The following is a 16,515-nucleotide window of genomic DNA, read 5'->3' as shown; positions in this document are numbered from 1 at the left end:
CGGACCGGGGAATCTCCGGGACGGCTCGGACGTTGACACCTTCGACGGCCGCGGGTCTCCCGCGACGGTCGGGGCACCACCGACAGTCCCGGTGGGGGCAGCAGGTCCCCGCAAGGGCTCACCGACGACGCAAAGGATCAAATGACCTCCTCTTCTTCCCTTCCGCAGGACCGGCAGCGCCTCTCCGAGAGCCTTCGGGCCCACGCCCTGATGGAAGAGGACGTCGCCTGGAGCCACGAGATCGACGGGGAGCGTGACGGCGAGCAGTACGACCGTTCGGCGCGCGCCGCGCTGCGCCGGGTAGCGGGCCTCTCCACCGAGCTCGAGGACGTCACCGAGGTCGAGTACCGGCAGCTCCGCCTGGAGCGGGTGGTGCTCGTCGGCGTCTGGACCACGGGCACGGTCCAGGAGGCGGAGAACTCGCTCGCCGAGCTCGCCGCCCTGGCCGAGACCGCCGGCGCCCTGGTGCTCGACGGCGTCATCCAGCGCCGCGACAAGCCCGACCCGGCCACCTACATCGGCTCGGGCAAGGCCCTGGAGCTGCGCGACATCGTGCTCGAATCCGGGGCGGACACCGTGGTCTGTGACGGTGAGCTCTCCCCGGGCCAGCTGATCCACCTCGAGGACGTCGTCAAGGTCAAGGTGGTCGACCGGACGGCCCTGATCCTCGACATCTTCGCCCAGCACGCCAAGTCCCGGGAGGGCAAGGCGCAGGTCTCGCTGGCGCAGATGCAGTACATGCTCCCCAGGCTCCGTGGCTGGGGCCAGTCGCTGTCCCGGCAGATGGGCGGCGGTGGCTCCGGTTCGGCCGGCGGCGGTATGGCCACCCGTGGCCCCGGTGAGACCAAGATCGAGACGGACCGTCGGCGGATCCGCGAGAAGATGGCGAAGATGCGCCGGGAGATCGCGGAGATGAAGACCGGCCGGGACATCAAGCGCCAGGAGCGCCGGCGCCACAAGGTCCCCTCGGTCGCCATCGCCGGCTACACCAATGCCGGCAAGTCCTCGCTGCTCAACCGTCTCACCGGCGCCGGTGTCCTGGTGGAGAACGCCCTGTTCGCCACCCTGGACCCGACCGTCCGCCGGGCCGAGACCCCCAGCGGACGGCTCTACACCCTCGCCGACACCGTCGGCTTCGTCCGGCATCTGCCGCACCACCTCGTCGAGGCGTTCCGCTCCACGATGGAGGAGGTCGGCGACTCCGATCTCATCCTGCATGTGGTCGACGGTTCGCATCCGGTGCCCGAGGAGCAGCTGGCCGCCGTACGCGAGGTGATCCGCGAGGTGGGCGCGACGGACGTGCCCGAGATCGTGGTCGTCAACAAGGCCGACGCGGCCGATCCGCTGGTGCTCCAGCGACTGCTGCGCCAGGAGAAGCACGCGCTGGCGGTCTCGGCCCGTACGGGCCAGGGCATGGCGGAGCTGCTGGAACTGCTCGACGAGGAACTCCCCCGGCCGCGGGTCGAGATCGAGGTCCTGGTGCCCTACACCCAGGGCGCCCTGATCTCGCGGGCGCACTCCGAGGGCGAGGTCATCTCCGAGGAGCACACCGCCGACGGCACGGTCCTCAAGGCGCGGGTGCACGAGGAACTGGCCGCCGCGTTCGAGCCGTTCGTCGCGGCGGCGTAACCGCTGCCAGGAACGGAAGAGGCCCGCCCCCGGGAGACCGGGAGCGGGCCTTCGTCCTGTCCGTGGGCGGGAGGGCGCCGCGGACGGCGCCCTCCTCACCGGGCTACTGCTTGGCCGCCCACTTCTGGCTCATCTTGTCGAAGATCGACTTGGCCTCGGGGCCCAGGTGCGGGCCGGCCGACCAGCGGGCCGGACGCGGCCCCATCGACATGTTGGAGACCAGCACCGGCTTGCCGTCGGCGCCCTTGATGAACCAGGGGCCACCGGAGGAACCGCCGGTCATGGTGCAGCCGATCCGGTACATGGTCGGCTTCTTGGCGTCCATCGACAGCCGGGTCGGCTTGTCGGTGCACTGCTGCTGCGCCGCACCGTCGAACGGCGGCTCGGCCGGGTAACCCTGCGCCGTCAGGCTCGGGATCTTGGCCATCGCGGGCGCGTTGAAGTCGACCTGGTAGGCGCCGCCGGCCACCTCTTCCAGCGACTTGCCGCCGGTGTTCTCCTCCGGCTTCACATGCATCAGAGCGAAGTCGTACGGGGCCATCGGCACACCGGGAACGGCGCCGCCGGCCTTGATCCACTCGCTGGACGTCGCCATGTCGTCCGCCCACCACTTGCCCGACGGGACGCGGTCCTCGAAGGGCGTGGTCTTCAACTTGTCGGCGGTGCCGCCGTTCTTGTTGAAGTTCGGCACGAACATCATGTTGCGGTACCAGCCGCCGTTCTTGCCGGCGTGCACACAGTGCGCCGCGGTCCACACCAGGTTGGACTTACCGGGGTGCGCCGGGTCCTTGACGACGGTGGCGGAGCAACGCGAGCCGCCCTCAGGGGTGCTGAACAGCAGCAGGCCCACGCCGGGGGCGGTGGAGGTGTACGGGGTCTTGACGGCCTGGGCCGGGACGGCGGCGGGCTCAGGGTCGGTCTTGCCCTGGTCCTCGGAGATGTCCTCGGGCTTGCTGGGGTCCTGGGGCGGCTTGACCTTGTCGATCTTGTCCTTGTCCCAGAAGTCCTTGATGATCGGGTTGATGAACTCCCCGGCCTCCCGGAGCCACTTGTCCCGGTCCCAGTTCTTCCACTCGCCGTTCTTCCACTTGTCCAGGTTGATGCCGTGTTCCTTGAGCTTGTCCTGGATGTCCTGAGGGATCTTGAAATCACCCCCGCCCGTGGTGTCCTGGGCCGCGGCCTGGCTGGGCTTGGCGTCCGCGTTGTCGCCCTCCGGTCCGCAGCCGGTGGCGGTCAGCGCCATGACGGCGGTGAGGGCGGCGGCGGCCAGGACTGGCCGACGTATGGATCGCATGGGTGAGTTCCCCCTGGTGAATTCGGCCTGAGCCGGTGTGACTTCTGCGGTGCTGCGCCGTTTTGTTCTTTGTCATGAACCCCAAGATCCGGCGCAACACCCCACTATGCCGGTGACGATGGGGACGGCGGAACTCGGGTCCCCGGTTTCACGCCCCTCAAGGATCTTGTCCTCAGCCGTGATCCCGGGTCCCCGCCGTCGTTGGTACGTACGGGGGACGGCCGGGCTGCCCGCAGGGCCCGCGCGGCTTTCAGCCGCTCACCAGCAGGAGGACACAACTGCCGTGGCGTTGACCGAATCCGTGCCGGCGGCCGCGCCGCCGGCCCACCAGGGGATCCTGCGCCGACAGTCCCTGCGTGAGTCCGCTGCCCGTACGTACGCCCGCTCGCTGCCCATCGTTCCGGTACGCGCCCGCGGGCTGACCATCGAGGGCGCCGACGGCAGGCGCTATCTCGACTGTCTCTCCGGCGCCGGCACCCTGGCGCTCGGCCACAACCACCCCGTGGTGCTCGAAGCGATCCGCGCGGTCCTCGACTCCGGGGCGCCCCTGCACATCCTCGACCTGGCCACGCCCGTCAAGGACGCCTTCACCACCGAGCTCTTCGCCACGCTGCCCAGGGAGTTGGCCGAAAAGGGGCGCATCCAGTTCTGCGGCCCGGCCGGCACGGACGCCGTCGAGGCCGCCTTCACCCTCGTCCGCACCGCGACCGGCCGGGAGGGGCTGATGGCCTTCTCCGGCGCGTATCACGGCATGACCGCACAGGCGCTCGCCGCCTCCGGGGGAGCGCAGCACACCAGCGTGGTCCGGCTGCCCTATCCGTACGACTACCGCTGTCCGTTCGGCACCGGCGGTGAGTGGGGCGCCGAACTCGCCGCGCGCTGGACCCAGAGCCTGCTCGACGACCACAAGAGCGGGGTGCCGAGGCCGGCCGGGATGATCCTGGAACCCGTCCAGGGCGAGGGCGGCGTGATCCCCGCGCCGGACAGCTGGCTGCGGCGGATGCGCGAGCTCACCGCCGCCCGGCGGATCCCGCTGATCGTGGACGAGGTGCAGACCGGCGTCGGCCGCACCGGCGCCTTCTGGGCGATCGAACACAGCGGCATCGTGCCCGATGTGCTCGTGCTGTCGAAGGCCATCGGCGGCAGTCTGCCGCTGGCGGTGATCGTCTACCGCGAGGAACTCGACGCCTGGCAGCCCGGCGCCCATGCGGGCACCTTCCGCGGCAACCAGCTCGCCATGGCCGCCGGACGGGCCACGCTCGCCTACGTCCGCGAGAACGGCCTCGACCGGCGTGCCGGGGAGCTCGGCGCCCGGATGCTCGCCCGGCTCACCTCCCTCGCCGGCGCCCACGACTGCATCGGCGACGTCCGCGGCCGCGGACTGATGCTCGGCGTCGAGATCGTCGACCGCGACGCCGATGCCGATGCGCACGGCGCCCGCCCCGCCGACCCGCGGCTCGCCGCAGCCGTCCAGCACGCCTGCCTGGACCGCGGCCTGATCGTCGAACTGGGCGGCCGGCACTCCGCCGTCGTCCGGCTGCTGCCACCCCTGACCATCACCGACGAACAGGCGGACGCGATCCTCGACCGCCTCGCCGACGCCATCACGGCGGCGGTCCGCATCATCCCCGGGCCGACGGGCTCGTCCCCCACGACCATGCGAGGCATCTCCCCATGAACGAACGCCCCGGCCCCGACGGCGGTCAGCCTGCCGAGCGCGTCCCCGCCCACCAGGGCGCCGGCACCATCGAGTCGGTGCCGCGTCAGCAGCGCCGCGCCGCGGACCACGCCTGCCACACCCACGAGGACGCCGGCCGGGCCGCCGCCCCCGGCAGCCCGGGACCGTACGACCGTGCCCGCTGCGGCGAGCACGACCCGCTCGACCACCCGGATCCGGCGGTCGCCGCCGACGCCGCGGGCATCGAGCATCTGCTGCGCTGCTGGCTGCGCGAGAGCGGCACCCACCATCCGGCCGACGGCCGGCTGCGCATCCCGCTGCACGCCGCCGCCGGCGCCCTCCACATCCCCGTGCGCTACTGGTCACCGACCGGCTGGCACCGCCTGGGCGCCCCCACCCTCGAAGGCGCCCCGGCCGGGGCCGCCCCGCTGGACGCCGTCACCCTCGCCGCGCTGCTGCGCCGGGAGGCCGCGCACGGCGACCGCCGGGCCTCCGACGGTGGGGAGCACCGCGTGGCGGACGCCGACGAGCGGCCGGAGCCGGAGGCCGGGCAGCAGCAGGCGCCGGACGGCGACGGCGCCGAACTCATCGGCCGCGTCGCCAACTCCGTCCGCAATGTCGCCACCTTCCTCACCGACCGGCGTGCCCGGCCCGCCGACGACCACGGCGCACTCTTCCTCGAAGCCGAACAGTCCCTCCTCCTCGGCCATCCGCTGCACCCCACGCCCAAGAGCCGCGAGGGGCTCTCCGACGCCGAACTCCGCGCGTATTCGCCCGAAATGCGCGGGGCCTTCCGGCTCCACTGGATGGCCGTGCACCGCTCGGTCCTGGCCGCCGACTCCGCCTGGACCGAACGCGGCAAGCCCGTACCTGCCGAGCGGCTGGTGCTGCGCCTCGCCGGGGACGGTCTGCAACTCCCCGACGAGACCGTGCCGTTGCCGCTGCACCCCTGGCAGGCCAGGGAACTCGCCGACCGCCCCGAGACCGCCGCTCTGCGCGCGGCCGGCCTGCTCCACGACCTCGGCGCCCACGGCGCCCCCTGGCACCCCACCTCCTCCGTCCGCACGGTCTACCGTCCCGACGCGCACGCCATGCTCAAGCTCTCCCTCGGGCTGCGCATCACCAACTCCCGCCGGGAGAACCTCCGCAAGGAACTGGCCCGCGGGGTCGAGGTGCACCGCCTGCTGCGCACCGGCCTCGCCGAGCAGTGGCAGTCCGTGCACCCGGGCTTCGACATCGTCCGCGACCCGGCCTATCTGGCCGTCGACGGCCTTGCCGGCGAACCCGTCCAGGGCCTCGATGTCGTCATCCGCCACAACCCCTTCAGCACCACCGACGACGCCGTCTGCATCGCCGGCCTCACCTCGCCCCGGCCCTGGCCCGGCCACCCAGGGGTGCGTTCCCGGCTCGAGGACCTCGTCACCACGCTCGGCTCCCGCACCGGCCGCAGCCTCGACGCGGTCGCCACCGAGTGGTTCCTGCGCTATCTCGAAGTGGTCGTACGGCCCCTGCTGTGGCTCGACGGCACCGCCGGCATCGTCCTGGAGGCCCACCAGCAGAACACCCTGGTGCTGCTGGACCCCGACGGCTGGCCGGTCGGCGGCCGCTACCGCGACAACCAGGGCTACTACTTCCGCGCCTCCCGCCGCGCCGAGCTGGAACGGCGGCTGCCCGGTATCGGTGCCGCCAGCGACACCTTCGTCTCCGATGACGTCACCGACGAACGGTTCGCCTACTACCTCGGCATCAACAACGTCCTCGGACTCATCGGAGCCTTCGGCGCCCAGCGCCTGGTCCGCGAGGAGATCCTGCTCGCCGCCTTCCGGCGGTTCCTCGCCGATGCCGCCGCGGCCCCCCGCGCCCACCGCTCGCCCCTCCCCGAGCAGCTGCTGGCCGCCCGCACGCTGCGCTGCAAGGCCAACCTGGCGACCCGGCTGCACGGCCTGGACGAACTCGTCGGCCCCGTCGAAACCCAGTCCGTCTACGTCACCCTGCCCAACCCCCTCGCCCCGTAGCCGCCCACCGCACCCCCCGACAGCAGCATCCCGTACCCCGGCGCCGGCGCCCCGCGACCGATCAGGCCACGCGGCACGCGGCCACGAGAGGAGAGCGTCGCCGTGCCACCGACCGATTCCGGCCTCAGCTCCAGCTCCGACGACACCCTCGAACTGCAGCTGCAGCCCGACGTCGGGGCACTGTGCGGGGACGACCACCGGCAGCCGGCGTCCCCGGACGGACCGGCCGCCGGGCCGCTGCTCGACAACCTGGCGGGCTGGGGAGCGGCCGATACCCCCGCCGGCCCGTTCGCGCTCGTGCCCGTCCGGCCGGCCCGCGACCTCGACCGGATCACCGGCTGGATGAACGATCCGGCGGTCGCGGCCTTCTGGGAGCTGGCCGGCCCGCCGGAGACCACCGCCGCCCATCTGCGCAGCCAGCTCGACGGCGACGGCCGCAGCGTGCCCTGCCTGGGGGTGCTGGACGGAGTCCCGATGAGCTACTGGGAGATCTACCGCGCCGACCTCGACCCGCTCGCCCGCCACTACCCGGCCCGGCCTCAGGACACCGGCCTCCATCTGCTCCTCGGCGCCGGGTACCGCGGGCGCGGGCTGGGCGGCACCCTGCTGCGCGCCACCGCCGACCTCGTACTGGACCACCGCCCGCCGTGCACCCGGGTCGTCGCCGAGCCGGATGTGCGCAACACCGCCTCCGTCGCGGCCTTTCTGAGCGCGGGGTTCCGCTATGCCGACGAGCTCGAACTGCCCGTCAAACGCGCGGCGTTGATGGTCCGCGACCGCGCCCACCGCCATCTGCTCTGACACCGGGACCGTCCGTCGACGGTCCCGTTCCGGTTCGCCGTCCATCCCGCTGCCCCGGTTGTCCCCCACACGAGCCGGGGCGGTCCCGCTTCGAGGAGTCCCGCCTTGTCTCCTGAACCCCAGCCTTCGCACCGCGCCTGGCAGCACGCCGCGCGCCGACTGTTCGCCAAGATCCTGGCGGAGTTCGCGTACGAGGAAATCCTCACCCCCGAGCCCGACGGCACCGCCCCCGACGGCGCCGAGAGATACCGTCTGCCGGTCACCGACGACCTGGTCTACCGCTTCCGTGCCCGCCGCGGCGCCTACGGGCACTGGCGCATCGACCCCGCTTCGATCACCCCCGGCACCGACCCCTTCCACTTCCTCACCCACGCCCACGACACCGTCCTGGGCCTGTCCGGCGACACCACCGGCCATCTCATCCGCGAGCTGACCGCCACCCTGACCGCCGACACCCGGCTCGACGCCACCGCCCTCAGCGCCGCCGACCTCGCCGACCTGGACTACGCCGGCCTCGAAGGCCACCAGACCGGCCACCCCTGGCTCGTCGCGAACAAGGGCCGGCTCGGCTTCTCCGCCCAGGACGCGGCGACCTGGGCCCCGGAGGCCCGCACCGCACGGCGTCTGCCCTGGCTCGCCGCGCACCACCGCATCGCGCACTACCGCGGTATTCCCACGCTGGCCACCCCCGACCGTCTCTACGGCGAGGAGCTGGCCCCCGCCACCCGTCATGCCTTCGCCCGCACCATCAGCGACCAGGGCCACGACCCCGCCGACTACCTCTACCTCCCCGTGCACCCCTGGCAGTGGGACGAGACCATCGCCCCGCTCTTCGCGCCGCAGCTCGCCGACGGATCCATCATCGCGCTGCCCACTGACAACGACCTCCGCCTGCCGCAGCAGTCCATCCGCACCTTCCTCAACGTCAGCCGTCCCGAGGCCCGAACGGTCAAGCTTCCGCTGTCGATCCTCAACACCCTGGTGTGGCGCGGCCTGCCCACCGAGCGCACCCTCGCCGCCCCCGCCGTCACCCGCTGGGTCCACGGCCTGCGCGACGCCGACCCCTATCTGCGCGACGAGACCCGGGTGATCCTGCTCGGCGAGACCGCCTCCGTCACCGTCGAGCACCCCCTCTACGACCGGCTGCCCGGCGTCCCGTACCAGTTCAAGGAGCTGCTGGGCTGCATCTGGCGCGAGCCGGTCAGCGGGCGGCTCGACCCCGGCGAACGCGCCCGCACCCTGGCGGCGCTGTTGCAGACCGACCCCGAGGGCCGCGCCCTGACCGCGGAGCTGGTGCGACGCTCGGGACTCGCCCCGCGCGACTGGCTGAGCCGGCTGTTCACCGCCCTGCTGCCGCCCCTGCTGCACTTCCTCTACCAGTACGGCACGGTCTTCTCCCCGCACGGCGAGAACGCCATCGTGGTCTTCGACGCCCACGACGTTCCCACCCGCCTCGCGGTCAAGGACTTCGTCGACGACGTCAACACCAGCTCCTGGCGGCTCCCGGAGCACGACGCCATGCCGGACGACGTCCGGACGGTCCTGCTGACCGAACCGCCCTCCTTCCTCACGCAGTTCATCCACTCCGGCCTGTTCGTCGGCGTCTTCCGCTACCTCGCGCCGATCTGTGCGGACCAACTGGACGTTCCCGAGCCCGAGTTCTGGTCACTCGTCCGGGCGGAGATCCTGCGCCACCACGAGCGCTTCCCCCACCTCAAGGAGCGGCACGACACCTTCGACCTGCTCACCCCGCGGATCGAGCGGCTGTGTCTGAACCGCAACCGTCTGCATGTGGACGGCTACCGCGACCGCCGTGACAGACCGCACGCGGCCGTGCACGGCACCGTCCCCAACCCCCTGCATCTGCCGTGAACGGGGTGGCTGTCAGTGGTCCCGCGTAGGCTTGCCACGCTATGACGAAGCCCTCTCTCCCCGATCTGCTCCACGCCGCCGTCACCGCCGTCGGCGGCACCGAGCGCCCCGGCCAGGTGGCGATGGCCGAGGCCGTCGCCGAGGCCGTGGACGACAATGCCCATCTGCTCGTCCAGGCCGGCACCGGCACCGGAAAGTCCCTCGGCTATCTGGTTCCGGCGCTCGCCCACGGCGAGAGAGTCGTCGTCGCCACGGCCACCCTCGCGCTGCAGCGCCAGCTGGTGGAGCGCGATCTTCCGCGTACCGTCGATGCCCTCCATCCGCTGCTGCGCCGCCGCCCCGAATTCGCCATGCTCAAGGGCCGCTCCAACTACCTGTGTCTGCACCGCCTCCATGAGGGCGCCCCACAGGAAGAGGAGGACGGCCTCTTCGACGTGTTCGAGCAGGCGACGCCGACCAGCAAGCTCGGCAAGGATCTGCTGCGGCTGCGCGACTGGGCGGACGAGACCGAGACCGGCGACCGCGATGCGCTGACCCCCGGGGTCTCCGACCGCGCCTGGGGCCAGGTCTCGGTCTCCTCCCGCGAGTGCCTGGGCGCCTCGAAGTGCGCCTACGGAGCGGAGTGCTTCGCCGAGGCCGCCCGGGAGCGCGCCAAGCTCGCCGACGTGGTCATCACCAACCATGCGCTGCTCGCCATCGACGCGATCGAGGGCGCCCCGGTCCTCCCGTCGCACGAGGTCCTGATCATCGACGAGGCCCATGAGCTGGTCTCCCGGGTCACCGGCGTCGCCACCGGCGAGCTCACCCCCGGCCAGGTCAACCGCGCCGTCCGCCGGGCCGCCAAGCTCGTCAACGAAAAGGCCGCCGACCAGCTCCAGACCGCCGCGGAGTCCTTCGAGCGCCTCATGGAGCTGGCCCTGCCCGGCCGCCTCGAAGAGATCCCCGAGGACCTCGGCTACTGCCTGATGGCGCTACGGGATGCGGCCCGTACGGTCATCTCGGCGCTCGGCTCGACCCGCGACAAGTCGGTCCAGGACGAGGATGCCGTCCGCAAGCAGGCCATCGCCTCGGTGGAGAACGTCCATGCCGTCGCCGAGCGCATCGCGAACGGCTCCGAGTACGACGTCGTCTGGTACGAACGCCATGACCGCTTCGGCGCCTCCCTGAGGGTGGCCCCGCTCTCGGTCTCCGGTCTGCTGCGCGAGAAGCTCTTCGAGGACCGCTCGGTGGTCCTCACCTCCGCCACCCTCAAACTGGGCGGCGACTTCAACGGGGTCGCGGCCTCCCTGGGCCTGGCCCCCGAGGGCACCGCTGGCGAGGACGTCCCGCCCTGGAAGGGGCTCGACGTCGGCTCCCCCTTCGACTACGCGAAGCAGGGCATCCTCTACGTCGCCAAGCACCTGGCCCAGCCGGGCCGTGAGGGCAGCCGCACCGACATGCTCGACGAGCTCGCCGAGCTGATCGAGGCGGCGGGCGGCCGCACCCTCGGCCTGTTCTCGTCGATGCGCGCGGCCCAGGCCGCGGCCGAGGAGCTGCGCGGCCGGCTGGATCTGCCGATCCTCCTCCAGGGTGAGGAGACCCTCGGCGAGCTGATCAAGGCCTTTTCCGCGGATGCCCGTACGTGCCTCTTCGGCACGCTGTCGCTCTGGCAGGGCGTCGATGTACCGGGCGCGAACTGCCAGCTGGTGGTGATGGACCGGGTGCCGTTCCCGCGCCCGGACGATCCGCTGATGAGCGCCCGGCAGAAGGCCGTGGAGGAGGCCGGCGGCAATGGCTTCATGGCGGTCGCTGCGACCCATGCGGCCTTGCTGATGGCCCAGGGCGCCGGCCGTCTGGTCCGCGCCACCGGCGACCGCGGTGTGGTGGCCGTCCTCGACCCCCGGGTGGAGCGGGCCCGCTACGGCTCCTTCCTCCGCAAGTCGATGCCCGACTTCTGGTACACCACCGACCGCAACCAGGTCCGCCGCTCCCTGGCCGCCATCGACGCAGCGGCCAAGGCCTCACAGACTGAGCATTAGGAGGCGCACCATCCGGGGTCTTGCGCCGCAACCCTCAATTGAATAGCCCCCACCGGACCGCAACCCCTCCGCGAAAGCGGCGCCGGCTCAGGCGCACAAACAGAGCCCCGGAACCGGCGCAGTGGTTCCGGGGCTCGGTCGTGAGGGGTGGCTCAGACGCGGCGGAGCACCGCCACCACCTTGCCGAGGATGGTCGCCTCGTCGCCGGGGATCGGCTGGTACGCGGAGTTGTGCGGCAGCAGCCAGACGTGGCCGTCCTCGCGCTTGAAGCGCTTGACGGTGGCTTCGCCCTCCAGCATGGCGGCGACGATGTCGCCGTTCTCGGCGACCGGCTGGCGGCGGACGGTGACCCAGTCGCCGTCACAGATGGCGGCCTCGATCATGGAGTCGCCGACGACCTTCAGCACGAACAGTTCGCCGTCGCCGACGAGCTGACGGGGGAGCGGGAAGACGTCCTCGACCGACTCCTCGGCGAGGATCGGGCCACCGGCGGCGATCCGGCCGACCAGGGGGACATAGGAAGCGGCGGGCTTGCCGGCGGTCTCGGTCGCCGTCGAGCTCGACTGGTCCGAGCCGCGGACCTCGTACGCCCGGGGGCGGTGCGGGTCACGCCGCAGGAAGCCCTTGCGTTCGAGCGCCATGAGCTGATGGGCGACGGACGAGGTGCTGGACAGCCCGACGGCCTGGCCGATCTCGCGCATGGACGGCGGGTAGCCGCGGCGCTGGACCGAATCCCGGATCACCTCGATCACCCGGCGCTGGCGGTCGGTGAGCCCGGAACTGTCGGCCCGGATCCCGGGTGGCCGGCCGGGAAGCGAGCGGGCGGGCTTCTGCTCTTCGGAGTCCAACGTGGCGTCGTCCATCGGTGGCCGCTGTGCCTTGTGCGGATGCTCGAACCGGCCCTGGGAGTGGCTTTGTGCGGTGATGGTCGCGCTGTCTGCGGTGGTGGTCACGTCGGCCCCTCTCGAAATGTTCTCCCTGGTTAGCCAACGGTAGTTGCTTTCGAAAGGTTGCGCCAAACACACGTTCGAGTGAAATATTCGCCGATTGGCTGACCTGGGCAAGGGGCTGGGTGTATGGCCGAGCGGTATTTCGCGCCCTCTTCGCACCTTCCCGCCCGCGACTCGGGCCGACCGGCGTCCCCCTGGAGGGTCGGGACGCGGAGACCGGTGCGGCCGCCGCCATGACCCCGCCGATACTGCCACCCCGGCCCCGCCGCGCTCCTGGCCGGGTCGCTTCCCGTACCCTCGTCTGCGGCCGCCCGGCCCGCCGCCACCGCGACACGCGGTAGGCGCATGTAAGCGGCCCGACACCACATCTAGTGGTTAGATGCCTTCGACTACCTAGAAGTTGTGGTCCCTGGTCTCTCGACCGGGCGGGGATCGCTTATGCTGGGTACTGCTCCGAAGGGCCCGTACGGACCGGCCGGAGGTCTGTTGCCGTGCGCCGGGATCGTTGGCGTACGTACGTCCGTATAACAAGGGTGAGGAGGGTGGAGCGTGCACTGCCCCTTCTGCAGGCACCCGGACAGCAGGGTCGTCGACAGCCGTACCACCGATGACGGGACGGCGATCCGCCGGCGCCGCCAGTGCCCCGACTGCTCCCGCCGTTTCACGACGATCGAGACGGCGTCGCTGATGGTGATCAAGCGGAGTGGGGTCACCGAGCCCTTCAGCCGCGACAAGGTCATCGCGGGAGTGCGCAAGGCGTGCCAGGGGCGCCCGGTCACCGAGGACGCCCTCGCCAAGCTCGGCCAGCGGGTCGAGGAGGCGGTGCGCGCCACCGGCAGCGCCGAGCTGACCACGCATGACGTCGGGCTCGCCATACTGGGCCCGTTGCAGGAACTCGACCTCGTCGCGTACCTGCGCTTCGCGTCCGTTTACCGGGCATTCGATTCACTCGAAGACTTTGAGGCGGCCATCGCCGAGCTGCGTGAGCAGCGCGAGCAGGGGCCGCCCGGGCAGGACCACGGGACCGAGGGCGAAGGCCCGGCCGTTCCCGTGCCCGCCACCGCCGCCGACTGAGCTCGGCGCACATCCAGGACCTGAACCGGGGCGAGAGCAGGGCGTCCCGGTGGCAGAAAGACAAACACCGTGCCACGGAATGAGTGCGCACATATGGGCGTTTGCCCGTATACAGGGAGGCGGAATGACAGAGACGACGAGCGGCCCGGCACGAGGCTCCCGCGCCAAGGGCAGCAAGGCGAGCAAGGGGCTGCGCATCGAGCGCATCCACACCACCCCCGGCGTGCATCCGTACGACGAGGTGGAGTGGGCGTCTCGTGACGTCGTCATGACCAACTGGCGCGACGGCTCGGTCAACTTCGAGCAGCGTGGCGTCGAGTTCCCCGAATTCTGGTCGGTGAACGCGGTCAACATCGTTACGAGCAAGTACTTCCGTGGCGCGGTGGGGTCCCCGACCCGTGAGTCCAGCCTCAAGCAGCTGATCGACCGCGTGGTCAAGACGTACCGCAAGAGCGGCGAGGAGAACGGTTACTTCGCCTCCCCGGCGGACGCCGAGATCTTCGAGCACGAGCTCGCCTACGCCCTGCTCCACCAGGTCTTCAGCTTCAACTCCCCGGTGTGGTTCAACGTCGGCACCCAGCAGCCGCAGCAGGTCAGCGCCTGCTTCATCCTCGCCGTGGACGACTCCATGGAGTCCATCCTCGACTGGTACAAGGAAGAGGGGATGATCTTCAAGGGCGGCTCCGGCGCCGGCCTGAACCTCTCCCGCATCCGCTCCTCCAAGGAGCTGCTCTCCTCCGGTGGCAACGCCTCCGGTCCGGTCTCCTTCATGCGCGGCGCCGACGCGTCCGCCGGAACGATCAAGTCGGGCGGCGCCACCCGCCGTGCGGCCAAGATGGTCGTCCTGGACGTGGACCACCCGGACGTCGAGGCCTTCATCGAGACCAAGGTGAAGGAGGAGGAGAAGATCCGCGCGCTGCGCGACGCGGGCTTCGACATGGACCTGGGCGGCGACGACATCACGTCCGTCCAGTACCAGAACGCCAACAACTCGGTCCGGGTCAACGACGAGTTCATGAAGGCCGTCGAGGCCGGCTCGAAGTTCGGGCTGCGCGGCCGGATGACCGGCGAGGTCATCGAGGAGGTCGACGCCAAGGGTCTCTTCCGCAAGATGGCGGAGGCCGCCTGGGCGTGCGCCGACCCCGGCATCCAGTACGACGACACCATCAACCACTGGCACACCTCGCCGGAGTCGGGCCGCATCACCGCATCCAACCCCTGCAGCGAGTACATGCACCTGGACAACTCCTCGTGCAACCTCGCCTCGCTCAACCTCCTGAAGTTCCTGCGCGACGACGACCTGGGCAACCAGTCCTTCGACGCCGAGCGCTTCGCCAAGGTCGTCGAGCTGGTCATCACCGCGATGGACATCTCCATCTGCTTCGCCGACTTCCCCACCCAGAAGATCGGCGAGACCACCCGCGCCTACCGCCAGCTGGGCATCGGCTACGCCAACCTCGGCGCCCTGCTGATGGCCACCGGCCACGCCTACGACTCCGACGGCGGCCGTGCGCTCGCCGGTGCCATCACCTCCCTGATGACCGGCACCTCCTACAAGCGCTCTGCCGAGCTCGCCGCGGTCGTCGGCCCGTACGACGGCTACGCCCGTAACGCCGACGCCCACAAGCGCGTCATGAAGCAGCACTCCGACGCCAACGGTGTCGCCACGCGCATGGACGACCTGGACACCCCGGTGTGGGCGGCGGCCACCGAGGCCTGGCAGGACGTGCTGCGCCTGGGCGAGAAGAACGGCTTCCGCAACGCGCAGGCCTCCGTGCTGGCCCCGACCGGCACCATCGGCCTGATGATGGACTGCGACACCACGGGCGTCGAGCCGGACCTGGCCCTGGTCAAGTTCAAGAAGCTGGTCGGCGGCGGCTCCATGCAGATCGTGAACAACACGGTCCCCAAGGCGCTCAAGCGGCTCGGCTACCAGCCCGAGCAGGTCGAGGCGATCGTCGCCCACATCGCCGATCACGGCAATGTCATCGACGCCCCCGGCCTCAAGCCGCAGCACTACGAGGTCTTCGACTGCGCCATGGGCGAGCGCTCCATCTCCCCGATGGGCCATGTCCGCATGATGGCCGCGGCCCAGCCGTTCCTCTCCGGCGCGATCTCCAAGACGGTCAACGTCCCCGAGTCGGCCACCGTCGAGGAGATCGAGGACGTCTACTTCCAGGGCTGGCAGCTCGGCCTGAAGGCGCTGGCGATCTACCGCGACAACTGCAAGGTCGGCCAGCCGCTCTCCGCCAAGAAGAAGGAGGCGGAGAAGAAGGCCGAGCCGGTCGCCGAGAAGAAGGTCGTCGAGTACCGCCCGGTGCGCAGGCGCCTCCCCAAGGGCCGTCCCGGCATCACCACCTCCTTCACGGTCGGTGGCGCCGAGGGCTACATGACCGCCAACTCCTACCCGGACGACGGTCTCGGTGAGGTCTTCCTGAAGATGTCCAAGCAGGGCTCGACCCTCGCGGGCATGATGGACGCCTTCTCCATCGCGGTGTCGGTGGGCCTCCAGTACGGCGTGCCGCTGGAGACCTACGTCTCGAAGTTCACCAACATGCGCTTCGAGCCGGCCGGCATGACGGACGACCCGGACGTGCGGATGGCGCAGTCGATCGTCGACTACATCTTCCGCCGCCTGGCGCTGGACTTCCTGCCGTTCGAGACCCGCTCGGCGCTCGGCATCCACTCCGTCGAGGAGCGCCAGCGCCACCTGGAGACCGGTTCGTACGAGCCGTCCGACGACGAGGTCGACGTCGAGGGCCTGGCCCAGTCGGCGCCGCGCCAGATCGAGTCGGCCCAGGAGTCCACTCCGGCCGTGAAGATCGTCGAGGATGCCGCCGCCCCGGCTCCCCAGCAGGCGCACACCAACGCCGAACTCGTCGAGATGCAGCTCGGCATCAACGCCGACGCACCGCTGTGCTTCTCCTGCGGGACGAAGATGCAGCGGGCCGGCAGCTGCTACCTGTGCGAGGGCTGCGGCTCGACCAGCGGCTGCAGCTGAGCAGCAGAGAGGCCGCGCGGGAGGGTTCCTCCCGCGCGGCCCGCGGCCCGGGCTGAGACGGCCCGGGAAGCGTGGAGGGGACCGGCCGGGCGCCGGTCCCCTCCGTCGTGTGTGCCGGACAACGTTCAGGGGGCGTGCCGCACGTCCGGCGACCGGGCCGGCGGAGCGCGGCCGTAGAGGCCG

At 71.1% G+C, this 16,515-nt stretch carries 10 protein-coding genes; 8 read left to right on the top strand and 2 right to left on the bottom strand.

All coding sequences use genetic code 11. From position 1 onward, the window contains the following. The first annotated feature begins 141 nt into the window (after window positions 1-141). Window positions 142-1,629, top strand: a complete 1,488-nt coding sequence (gene hflX / locus CPH93_RS08420) for a GTPase HflX (RefSeq protein WP_093649177.1) — start codon at window positions 142-144, stop codon at window positions 1,627-1,629. Between the two features lie 103 nt (window positions 1,630-1,732). On the opposite strand, the gene CPH93_RS08415 is transcribed toward hflX, so the two are convergent. Further along, window positions 1,733-2,923 (bottom strand): trypsin-like serine peptidase, encoded by a 1,191-nt coding sequence (locus CPH93_RS08415; protein ID WP_093485519.1) that lies wholly within the window; start codon window positions 2,921-2,923, stop codon window positions 1,733-1,735. Window positions 2,924-3,206: 283 nt separating this feature from the next. Between CPH93_RS08415 and CPH93_RS08410 the strand changes: the two genes are divergently transcribed. The 5 genes from CPH93_RS08410 (at window position 3,207) to CPH93_RS08390 (ending at window position 11,307) form a co-directional block, all read left to right on the top strand. After that, the gene (locus CPH93_RS08410; RefSeq protein ID WP_093649178.1) at window positions 3,207-4,601 is read left to right on the top strand and encodes a diaminobutyrate--2-oxoglutarate transaminase family protein; all 1,395 of its coding nucleotides are present in this window, start codon (window positions 3,207-3,209) and stop codon (window positions 4,599-4,601) included. Continuing rightward, complete coding sequence (locus tag CPH93_RS08405; protein WP_096212461.1) at window positions 4,598-6,616, top strand: IucA/IucC family protein; 2,019 nt, start codon at window positions 4,598-4,600, stop codon at window positions 6,614-6,616. The genes CPH93_RS08410 and CPH93_RS08405 overlap by 4 nt, the downstream gene beginning before the upstream one ends. A gap of 102 nt (window positions 6,617-6,718) precedes the next feature. Next, window positions 6,719-7,417 (top strand): GNAT family N-acetyltransferase, encoded by a 699-nt coding sequence (locus CPH93_RS08400; RefSeq protein WP_096212460.1) that lies wholly within the window; start codon window positions 6,719-6,721, stop codon window positions 7,415-7,417. A 105-nt stretch (window positions 7,418-7,522) separates the two neighbouring features. Next, window positions 7,523-9,289, top strand: a complete 1,767-nt coding sequence (locus tag CPH93_RS08395; protein WP_093649181.1) for an IucA/IucC family protein — start codon at window positions 7,523-7,525, stop codon at window positions 9,287-9,289. Between the two features lie 41 nt (window positions 9,290-9,330). Then, a complete protein-coding gene (locus CPH93_RS08390; RefSeq protein ID WP_093485529.1) occupies window positions 9,331-11,307 on the top strand; it encodes an ATP-dependent DNA helicase in 1,977 nt (658 codons plus the stop codon). 152 nt (window positions 11,308-11,459) lie between these two features. On the opposite strand, the gene lexA is transcribed toward CPH93_RS08390, so the two are convergent. Then, window positions 11,460-12,260 (bottom strand): transcriptional repressor LexA, encoded by an 801-nt coding sequence (gene lexA / locus CPH93_RS08385; RefSeq protein ID WP_093485531.1) that lies wholly within the window; start codon window positions 12,258-12,260, stop codon window positions 11,460-11,462. Window positions 12,261-12,806: 546 nt separating this feature from the next. On the opposite strand from lexA, the gene nrdR reads away from it, so the two are divergent. After that, complete coding sequence (gene nrdR, locus CPH93_RS08380) at window positions 12,807-13,331, top strand: transcriptional regulator NrdR (RefSeq protein ID WP_006602682.1); 525 nt, start codon at window positions 12,807-12,809, stop codon at window positions 13,329-13,331. Window positions 13,332-13,455: 124 nt separating this feature from the next. Further along, the gene (locus tag CPH93_RS08375; RefSeq protein WP_096212459.1) at window positions 13,456-16,332 is read left to right on the top strand and encodes a vitamin B12-dependent ribonucleotide reductase; all 2,877 of its coding nucleotides are present in this window, start codon (window positions 13,456-13,458) and stop codon (window positions 16,330-16,332) included. Window positions 16,333-16,515 lie beyond the last annotated feature (183 nt).

This window comes from Streptomyces sp. 2323.1, from assembly GCF_900221035.1.
Taxonomy (GTDB): domain Bacteria; phylum Actinomycetota; class Actinomycetes; order Streptomycetales; family Streptomycetaceae; genus Streptomyces; species Streptomyces sioyaensis.
This window is presented reverse-complemented; position numbering and strand designations above follow the sequence as displayed.

What these genes read in the sequence shown, in the direction of transcription:
- hflX (WP_093649177.1), top strand. Translation starts at nt 142, where the DNA reads ATGACCTCCTCTTCTTCCCTTCCGCAGGACCGGCAGCGCCTCTCCGAG.
- CPH93_RS08415 (WP_093485519.1), bottom strand. Translation starts at nt 2,923, where the DNA reads ATGCGATCCATACGTCGGCCAGTCCTGGCCGCCGCCGCCCTCACCGCC.
- CPH93_RS08405 (WP_096212461.1), top strand. Translation starts at nt 4,598, where the DNA reads ATGAACGAACGCCCCGGCCCCGACGGCGGTCAGCCTGCCGAGCGCGTC.
- CPH93_RS08390 (WP_093485529.1), top strand. Translation starts at nt 9,331, where the DNA reads ATGACGAAGCCCTCTCTCCCCGATCTGCTCCACGCCGCCGTCACCGCC.
- CPH93_RS08375 (WP_096212459.1), top strand. Translation starts at nt 13,456, where the DNA reads ATGACAGAGACGACGAGCGGCCCGGCACGAGGCTCCCGCGCCAAGGGC.